The organism is Pseudomonas sp. S60, assembly GCF_016647865.1.
Lineage (GTDB): Bacteria > Pseudomonadota > Gammaproteobacteria > Pseudomonadales > Pseudomonadaceae > Aquipseudomonas > Aquipseudomonas parafulva.
Genome location: NZ_JACVVH010000013.1, coordinates 105,972 through 115,210 on the forward strand (window position 1 = coordinate 105,972; position 9,239 = coordinate 115,210).

A 9,239-nucleotide genomic window follows, 5' to 3' on the forward strand; every position below is an offset into this window, starting at 1 on the left:
CGCAGCTTCAGTAATTCACCCAACTCCAAAATTCTGACCGATTTGGGTACGAGACGCTTGACATATTAAGTAGCAAATATTCTCATTCGCTCCTTATTTTCCATTTGGTGCATCTTTCATGAACCACCCGGCCTCATCACGTCGTTTTGGCCATGCCCGTAGTCTGCTGGCCGCAGCCATCTGCCTGGCTACTCTTGCACCTGCGCATGCTGCCGACGGCAGCAAGACGGCGGAAAACAAAAAACCCGGTACCCTGGAGCTTGGCGCAACCGAGATCGTGAATACCCAGCTGGGCAGCGTTACTGAGGGCTCGCAGTCTTACACCACCGGCGCCATGGCCACTGCGACCAAGCTGCCGCTGACCCTGCGTGAAACACCTCAGGCCACCACTGTCATTACCCGTCAGCGCATGGATGACCAGGGCATGACCAGCATCAACGATGTAGTGAAAAACACGCCGGGCCTGTTCCTCGATTTCTCCAGTGGCCCCGGCAGGCAAACCTACTCGGCCCGCGGCTTCGACATCGACAACCTGATGTATGACGGTATCCCCAGCGGTTACAGCGGCTGGACCGTCGGTTCGCAACCCAACCTGGCGATGTTCGACCGCGTGGAGATCGTGCGAGGCGCCACCGGCCTGGTGACCGGGGCCGGCAACCCCTCTGCGGCCATCAACCTTGTGCGCAAACGCCCCCTGGCAGAACAGAAACTCACCCTCACCGGCGCCGCCGGCAGCTGGGACGACTACCGCGGCGAACTGGATGCCTCCAGCCCGCTGAACGACAGCGGCACGCTGCGTGGCAGGGTAGTGGCCTCGTACCGTGACAATGGCAGCTTCGTGGACGATGTCGACGAGGACCACGGCCTGTTCTACGCCGTGACCGAGGCCGACCTGAGCGAGGACACCACCCTCACCCTCGGCTTCTCGCACCAGAAGGACAAGACCAACTATTTCTGGGGTGCCTCCATGGTTGGCCTGGATGGCCATCACCTGAACCTGCCACGCTCCTACAACCCTGGCACATCCTGGGAAGACAAGGACCAGAACATCGACACCGTGTTTGCAGAACTGCGCCAGCGCCTGGCCAATGACTGGCAGTTGCAGGTCAACGCCAACTACAGCGACCAGCAGGCCACCTTTTCCGGGTCATACCTGTCGCGCTGGGCTGAGGACCTGAGCCTGGCGCGAACGGTTTATCAGTCCAGGCATGACCAGAAGCAGGCCGGGGTGGACGCATTCGTGAGTGGCCCATTCGACGCATTTGGCCGTACGCACGAATTGGTGGTGGGCGCCAGCCGACGGGTCGCCGACCTCAAGGAAAAAAACTATGCGCCGTATGACATGTACTGGCCGCTGGAGGCTGGCAAGCCTGATTTTCAACGCTCTGGCAGCAGCCGGGCAGTCACCACCCAGGACGGCGTCTACCTGACCACTCGCCTGAGCCTAGCCGACCCGCTGAAACTGATCCTGGGCGGCCGGCTGGACTGGTACGACTACGACAGCAAGGACGATTCGGCAGCCGATTACAAGGTCACCCGCAATGTGACCCGCTACGGCGGCCTGATCTACGAACTGGACGATCACCACTCGGTCTATGTCAGCTACAGCGATATCTTCAACCCGCAAAGCTACCAGGACACCGCTGGCAGCATTCTCAAGCCGGTGGTGGGCAAGAACTATGAAATCGGGCTGAAAGGCGAATACTTCGATGGTGCGTTGAACGCGAGCGTGGCGGTGTTCCGGGTAGACCAGGAGAACCGCGGCGTTCAGGTCACCGGGGCGGGCCTGGCAGGCTGCGCGGACCCCAACAACTGCTATGTGGCTTCCGGTGAAATCCGTAGCCAGGGTGTCGATTTCGAACTGCAGGGTGCACTGCTGCCCAATTGGCAGGTGGGCGCCGGTTATACCTATGCCCGTACGCACTACGTGAAAGACTCGTCCAACCCGCAGAACGAAAACCAGCGCTTCGACACCGACATGCCTGAACACCTGTTCAAGGTTTCCACAACCTACAGGTTCCAGGGCCCGTTGGAGAAGCTGCGCGTCGGGGGCAACGTCTACTGGCAGAGCCGCATGTACAACGACTTCACGACGGCGACCGGGGCGAGCTACCGCCTGCAGCAAGGCAGCTACGCTACCACCGACCTGATGGCAGGGTACAAGGTCAACGAGCATCTGGACCTGCAGCTCAACGCCAACAATATTTTCGACCGCACCTATTACTCGGCGATTTCGAGTTCGGTGTATTACGGCGGGGACGTGTACGGCGCACCACGCAACCTGATGCTGACGGGGAAATACAGCTTCTGATGCTGCTGGGGCCGCTTTGCGGCCCCAACACCTCAGCTACCGCAGGTCAAACCGGTCCAGTTCCATCACCTTCTCCCACGCTGCAACAAAGTCCCGAACGAATTTGCCCTGCGCGTCGCTACTGCCATACACCTCGCTCAACGCCCGCAACTGAGCATGGGAGCCAAACACCAGATCGACCCGGCTGGCCGTCCACCTCACCTGCCCGGTGCTGCGGTCGCGGCCCTCGAAGGCCTCGTTGTCCGCTGAGGTTGGCTTCCACTCCACCCCCATGTCCAGCAGGTTGCGGAAGAAATCATTGCTCAACACACCGACCTTGTCGGTGAACACCCCTTGAGTACTGCCAGCGTGGTTGGCCCCCAGCACCCGCAAACCGCCCACCAGCACAGTCAGTTCCGGCGCTGTAAGCGTCAGCAGTTGTGCCCTGTCCAGCAGCAGCTTCTCGGCCTTGACGCTGTAGCGGGCTTTGAGAAAGTTGCGCAGGCCATCAGCCACCGGCTCCAGCACGGCGAACGATTCCACATCTGTCTGCGCCTGCGAAGCATCAGCGCGCCCGGGGCGGAAGGCCACGGTCACACTGTGGCCAGCGTCAGCCGCCGCCTTCTCCACCGCTGCTACGCCCGCCAGCACGATCAGGTCTGCCATCGACACCTGCTTGGCGCCGGCATTGAATTCAGCCCGCACCGTTTCCAGCGCTGCCAGCACCTTGTCGGTGCCTTGGTTCACTGGCCAGTCTTTCTGTGGAGACAAGCGCAAGCGCCCGCCGTTGGCGCCACCACGCTTGTCCGAACCGCGGAACGTGGAGGCCGCCGCCCAGGCAGTGGCCACCAGGTCCCCAACCGCCAGGCCGCTGGCCAATATCCGGGTTTTCAATGCAGCGATGTCCTGCGCATCGATCAGCGGGTAGTCCACCTTGGGGATGGGGTCTTGCCAGAGCAGCTCTTCGGCAGGCATTTCCGGGCCCAGGTAACGCGCCAGCGGCCCCATGTCCCGGTGGATCAGCTTGTACCAGGCGCGGGCGAAAGCGTCCGCCAGCTGGTCAGGGTTGTCCTTGAAGCGCCGGGCGATAGGCTCGTACACGGGGTCGAAGCGCAGGGCCAGGTCCGAGGTGAGCATCATCGGCGCGTGGCGCTTCGCCGGGTCGTGGGCGTCGGGCACAGTGCCGGCGCCCTTGCCATCTTTCGGCCGCCACTGGTGCGCGCCTGCCGGGCTCTTGGTCAGTTCCCAGTCGAAGGCGAACAGGTTGGTGAGGTACTCGTTGCTCCACTTGGTCGGGGTAGACGTCCACGTCACCTCCAGGCCGCTGGTGATGGTATCGCCGCCCTTGCCGGTGCCGAACGTACTGGCCCAACCGAAGCCTTGCTGCTCCAGGCCCGCAGCTTCGGGCTCGGCCCCGACGTTGTCGGCTGGGCCGGCGCCATGGGTCTTGCCGAAAGCATGGCCGCCTGCGATCAGTGCCACGGTTTCTTCATCGTTCATGGCCATGCGGCCAAACGTTTCACGGATATCACGGCCTGAGGCGACCGGGTCGGGGTTGCCCTCGGGGCCTTCCGGGTTGACGTAGATAAGCCCCATCTGGACGGCGGCCAGGGGGTTCTCAAGGTTGCGCTCACCCCCCAGGTTGCGGCTCTGTTCTTCGCCGTGCTTGGCCGGCTCGGCCACCAGGTCGCCCTCCCCGGGGGGTTGGGCCTTGGCCTGCTCCTTGCCGTAGCGGGTGTCGCCGCCCAGCCAGACCTTTTCCGAGCCCCAGTACACATCTTCGTCTGGCTCCCACACGTCCGCACGGCCACCGGAAAACCCGAAGGTCTTGAAGCCCATCGATTCGAGGGCGACGTTGCCGGTGAGTACGATCAGGTCGGCCCAGGAGATCTTGTTGCCGTATTTTTGCTTGATTGGCCACAGCAGGCGCCGGGCCTTGTCCAGGCTGACGTTGTCGGGCCAGCTGTTGAGCGGCGCAAAGCGCTGCTGGCCAGAGCCCGCACCCCCGCGGCCATCGCCGGTGCGGTAGGTACCGGCGCTGTGCCAGGCCATGCGGATGAACAGCGGCCCGTAGTGGCCGAAGTCGGCCGGCCACCAGTCCTGCGAGTCGGTCATCAGCGCTGTCAGGTCGGCCTTCAGCGCCTGGAAATCCAGGCTCTTGAATGCCTTGGCATAATCGAAATCAGCGCCCATGGGGTCAGACAGGGAGGCGTGTTGGTGAAGTATTCTCAGGTTCAGCTGGTCCGGCCACCAATCACGGTTGGTGGTGCCGCCACCGGCGGTTTGATGGAACGGGCATTTCGGTTCGTTCGACATCTGCGGATACCTTCAGGTCGGTTGTCCAGATTCCCACCCGAAAGCCTAGCCGAGGCCGTGCAGAGGTCTAATAGAATGGCTATTGCGGGGCAATAGCCTGACGCTCTCGACTACTTGCTCCGCTGCATCCAGGCCGCCCCCAGGCCGCTGAAACAGATGACCAGGATGCCCACCAGGCTAAGGGTGTCGGGTACCTGGCTGTAGAACAGCACCCCAAGCAGGCCGGCGAACACGATCTGGCAGTAGCTGAAGGGCGCCAGCAGCGCCGGCGCTGCGAACCGGAACGCCTGGGTCAGCAGCAGGTGGGCGGTCATCCCGAAGCCGCCCAGGGCCAGCATCAGCAGCGCATGGTCCCAACGCGGTGTTTCCCAGAAGAACGGCACCAGGGCACTCATTGCCAGTGTATTGCACAGCCCCGCGTAGAAGTTGCTGGTGGTGGGGCTGTCGTGCGCCGCCAGAATGCGCGTGAGCAACTGGTAGAAGCAAAAGCCCAACGCTGAACCGAACGGGAACAGGATGGCCGGGGTAAACATGGCCCCGCCCGGGTGCACCACCACCAGTACGCCGATGAAGCCCAACACCACGGCCACCCACTGCCCTACCGTTACCCGCTCCTTGAGCAGGGGAGCCGACAATGCGGTGACCAGCACCGGGGCGAGAAAGTTGACCGCCGTGGCCTCGGCCAATGGCAGGTACTGCAAGCCAGTGGTGAACAGCAGGCTGGTACTGAGCAGGCTGAGGGCGCGCAGGGTCTGCAGCACCGGGCGGCGCGTACGCAGCACATTGAGGCCCGACTTGGGCAGGAAGATGCCGGCCATCAACAGGGTGTGCACCACATAGCGGGCCCACACCACCATGACGATCGGATAAAGGCCGCCGAGAAACTTGGACAGTGCGTCGTGACTGGCAAACAGGAACGTGGCCCCGACCACCAGCGCGATGCCACGCAGGGGTTGGTTGACGCCGGACAGCGGGGTGCTGGAACTCATGGCTCTCTCGATGGGGGCGCCACACCAGGCGGCGCCGTTTGAATGCCGCGCGGGCAATGCCGTGCGGGGGCAGCACTGGGATTCTAGAAGAGATGCGCGACGAGAAGGAAGTTCAATTGCCGCCAGGGCCGGCCCAGGTCAATTTGTGTGCGTTAATCGACCACTTTGCCGCCTGCCGGCGTGGCCCGTGGCCTGCCTATCGCTCACCATCGGGCAGGCACCCAGTGTTCATACAAGGATTCTTCAATGCACACGCTCACCACCAACAACGGGCTGGCCCTGCCGGCAGTCGGCCTGGGGACCTGGCCGATGACAGGCACCGCCTGCACCCAGGCGGTTGTTCAAGCGCTGGAGTTGGGCTACCGGCACATCGACACCGCGACCGCTTACGAAAACGAGGCAGATGTGGGCGCGGCACTGCGCACCAGCAACGTGCCGCGCGAGCAGATCCACCTGACCACCAAGGTGTGGTGGGACAGCCTGTCGCCCAAGGCCATGCGCCAGTCGCTCGAAGCCAGCTTGCGAGCGCTGGGCACCGAGCACGTGGACCTGTTCCACATCCACTGGCCGGGCAAGGACTGGGACCTGGCGCGCAGCATCGAAACCCTGGTAGCGCTGCGCGAAGAGGGCAAGGCGCGCCACATCGGGGTAGCCAATTTCCCTCTGGGCCTGCTACGCCAGGTGATCGAGACGTTGGGTGCGCCGCTTTCGGCCATCCAGGTGGAATACCACGTTTTGCTCGGCCAGCAGGCGCTGCTGGACTACGCCCGCAGCAACGACTTGCTGCTCACCGCCTATACCCCGCTGGCCCGCGGCCAGGCGGCAGCAGAACCGGCCATCCAGGCTATCGCCCGCAAGCACGGGGTGCTGCCCAGCCAGGTGGCGCTGAAGTGGCTGCTGGACCAGGACGGGGTGGCGGTGATTCCAAAGGCCAGCAGCCGTGAAAACCAGCTGGCCAACCTGGGCTCACTGCAGGTCCAGCTCGATGACGAAGACCGGGCGGCAATCGCCGCACTGCCCAAGGACCAGCGCGTGGTCAGCCCAGCGTTCGCGCCGGACTGGAACAGCTAAGCGGCACGCTGGCGCTCAGGCGGGTTGTGGCGAGCCCGCCACGTCAATGTGCTTCAAACGCTCGCTGGCAGGCACGGGCCGGCCATACAGGTAGCCCTGCAAGTGCGAACAGCCCTCGGCCGCCAGCCGCTTGCGCTGCTCTTCCGACTCGACGCCTTCGGCTGTGGTCTTGATCATCAGGCTGTTGGACAGCCCAGTGATGGCGCGGATGATCGACATGGCCTCGGGGCTGTCGCACATGTCATGCACGAACGACTTGTCGATCTTGATCCGATCAAACGGAAACGACCGCAGGTAACCCAGCGACGAGTACCCCGTGCCGAAGTCGTCCAGCGAAATGGACACGCCCAGGTCTTTCAGCGCCCGCAGTACACGCACGTTCTCGTCGCTGTTGCCCAGCAGCACCGACTCGGTAATCTCCAGCTCCAGGCGCTGCGCGGGCAGGCCTGAGTCCGCCAGCGCCAACGCCACAGTGTGCACCAGGTTGGCGTTCTTGAACTGCACGGGCGACAGGTTCACCGATACCGTCTGCTCGCTGTCCCAGCGCACTGCTTCCTGGCAGGCCAGGTTCAGCGCCCGTGTGCCCAGCTCATGGATCAGCCCGGTTTCTTCGGCAATGGGTATGAAGTCCATTGGCATCACCATGCCGCGCGTTGGGTGCAACCAGCGCAGCAATGCCTCGTAGCCTGTCACGCTGCTGGTCAGCTGATCTACCACGGGTTGGTAGTGCAGCTGCAACTGGCCCAGGTGCAAGGCCGTGCGCAGGTCGGTTTCCACCAGGCGGCGCTGGCGCGCCGCGACATCCAGCTGCACGGCGAAACACTCGTAGCGGTTACGCCCGTTGCGCTTGGCCTCGTACAGCGCCATGTCGGCATAGCCGAGCAACTGGTCGGCGTGCTGGTGATCATCTGGCGCGATGGCAACGCCGATGCTCACCCCCACACTGAACTGGTGCCCTTCGATCTGAAACGGCGGCGTGATCGCATTGATCAGGCGCCGGGCAGTATTGTGAGCGGCCTCACGGCTATCCAAGCCGGTGAGCACGATGGCGAACTCATCACCCCCCAGGCGCGCCAGGGTGTCGCGCTCGCGCAACTCTCGGCGCAGGCGCTTGCTCAAGACCCGCAGCAGTTTGTCGCCAAAGGCATGGCCCAGCGAGTCGTTGATGTTCTTGAAGTGGTCCAGATCCAGGCACAGGGCAGCCGTCAGCTTACCCGCCTCGGCACCGCGCAGCAGTGCCTGGCCCAGCCGTTGGCTGAACAGGGTGCGGTTGGGCAGCCCGGTCAGCGCATCATGATGAGCCATATGGTGAATCTGGGCATGGGCTGCCAGCTGCTCGGTGGCGTCTTCGGCCACGAACAGCACGTAGTCGGCCTGCCCTTCCCGGTTCTGACTAAGCAGGGTACGGCTGCGCAACATGCGTGGGCCACAGGCGGTGTCAACCCGGGTCTCGGCCGCATGCCCTTTGGTGCTGCGGGCACCACGTGCCAGCTGTTGCTGTACATAGGCCGCAGCACCAGGTGCCAGGCAGTCTGCTGGCAACTGCCCAACCATGGGCTGTTGCGGCCCGGCGAACAGGCGCAGGGCCTGTTGGTTGGCCAGCAGAATGCGCTGGCTCTCCAGCCCCAGCACCATGACACTGGCGGGGATATTGGCGATGACCGAGTCAAGAAACTGCGAGAGCCTGGCCATCTCTTGGCTGTATTGCTCGGCCAGCTCCTTGGCCTGCAGCAACGCCTGCTCTTGCTGGTAGCGCTCGGTAATGTCGCGGGTGACCTTGGCAAACCCGACGAGGTTGCCTTCATCGTCATACACCGCGTCGATGACCACATGCGCCCGGAAGGCGCTGCCGTCCTTGCGCAGGCGCAGCCCGGTTTCTTCGAAACGCCCGGTGCTGCGGGCCTGCGCCAGGTTATGCGTGGGTGCGCCGGCACTGCGTTCGGCTTCGGTGTAGAACACTGAGTAATGCTGGCCGACGATCTCATCGGCGCTATACCCTTTGGCGCGCTGCGCGCCGGGGTTCCAATTGGCGACCAGGCCCTCGGGTGTGAGCATGTAGATGGCGTAGTCGACCACGCTCTGGATCAGCAGCCGGTACATGGCGTCGGGGCTTGCGGCTAGCGGCATGGGTTTTTACCTGGGCCTGGGGAGGGCGAGCGTTGACTGGCGGCTGGGGCCGGCCTTTGATCAATGATGGCATTATGCTGTTAATGAAGGTTTTGTGAAGGGTGGTGGCCATTTGGCCTGCCCAGCGGCGGGTTGCGTTGAGTGGCGGTGGGACCTGACAATGTCAACTATGTGCCCGTAAACGTGTTCACCCTGTATCCGGCCTGTACTGCCACGACAAAAAGGGGCCCACCTTGAACGCTGAGCTATGAACTTATTCAGGTAGGCGCGTACACCGAGCAAACATTCTTTCGCGCAAGTGGCGCTTAGTCACCTTTCCGCCCTTACGGCGGGTTACTTTGGTCTTGGCCAAAGTAACCAAAGCCGCCCGCTCCCGTCATCCGGCCCCTACGCTTCGCTCCGGGGTTCCCTCGCTCCGGGCTTGCTCCCGGGAGGACCGCGCCGAA

Annotated in this window: 5 protein-coding genes; 2 read left to right on the forward strand and 3 right to left on the reverse strand. The window is 63.3% G+C overall.

The window, feature by feature from the left end; genetic code table 11:
- Positions 1 to 118: 118 nt before the first annotated feature.
- Positions 119 to 2,311, forward strand: a complete 2,193-nt coding sequence (locus IAE33_RS08905; protein WP_201163220.1) for a TonB-dependent siderophore receptor — start codon at positions 119 to 121, stop codon at positions 2,309 to 2,311.
- Positions 2,312 to 2,347: 36 nt separating this feature from the next.
- Here IAE33_RS08905 and katG read toward each other — a convergent pair whose 3' ends face one another.
- Both katG and IAE33_RS08915 read right to left on the reverse strand, forming a co-directional pair.
- On the reverse strand, positions 2,348 to 4,606 hold the full coding sequence (gene katG / locus IAE33_RS08910; RefSeq protein ID WP_201163221.1) for a catalase/peroxidase HPI: 2,259 nt from the start codon (positions 4,604 to 4,606) through the stop codon (positions 2,348 to 2,350).
- A 110-nt stretch (positions 4,607 to 4,716) separates the two neighbouring features.
- On the reverse strand, positions 4,717 to 5,595 hold the full coding sequence (locus IAE33_RS08915; protein ID WP_201163222.1) for a DMT family transporter: 879 nt from the start codon (positions 5,593 to 5,595) through the stop codon (positions 4,717 to 4,719).
- 246 nt (positions 5,596 to 5,841) lie between these two features.
- Between IAE33_RS08915 and IAE33_RS08920 the strand changes: the two genes are divergently transcribed.
- Entirely contained in the window at positions 5,842 to 6,666 is an 825-nt protein-coding gene (locus IAE33_RS08920; RefSeq protein WP_201163223.1) for an aldo/keto reductase, read from the forward strand.
- A gap of 15 nt (positions 6,667 to 6,681) precedes the next feature.
- Here the strand turns inward: IAE33_RS08920 and IAE33_RS08925 are convergent, their stop codons facing one another.
- Complete coding sequence (locus IAE33_RS08925; protein ID WP_201163224.1) at positions 6,682 to 8,793, reverse strand: putative bifunctional diguanylate cyclase/phosphodiesterase; 2,112 nt, start codon at positions 8,791 to 8,793, stop codon at positions 6,682 to 6,684.
- Positions 8,794 to 9,239 lie beyond the last annotated feature (446 nt).

Excerpts from the sequence above, each read along its gene's own strand:
- IAE33_RS08905 (WP_201163220.1), top strand. The coding sequence starts at position 119 with ATGAACCACCCGGCCTCATCACGTCGTTTTGGCCATGCCCGTAGTCTG.
- katG (WP_201163221.1), bottom strand. The coding sequence starts at position 4,606 with ATGTCGAACGAACCGAAATGCCCGTTCCATCAAACCGCCGGTGGCGGC.
- IAE33_RS08915 (WP_201163222.1), bottom strand. The coding sequence starts at position 5,595 with ATGAGTTCCAGCACCCCGCTGTCCGGCGTCAACCAACCCCTGCGTGGC.
- IAE33_RS08920 (WP_201163223.1), top strand. The coding sequence starts at position 5,842 with ATGCACACGCTCACCACCAACAACGGGCTGGCCCTGCCGGCAGTCGGC.
- IAE33_RS08925 (WP_201163224.1), bottom strand. The coding sequence starts at position 8,793 with ATGCCGCTAGCCGCAAGCCCCGACGCCATGTACCGGCTGCTGATCCAG.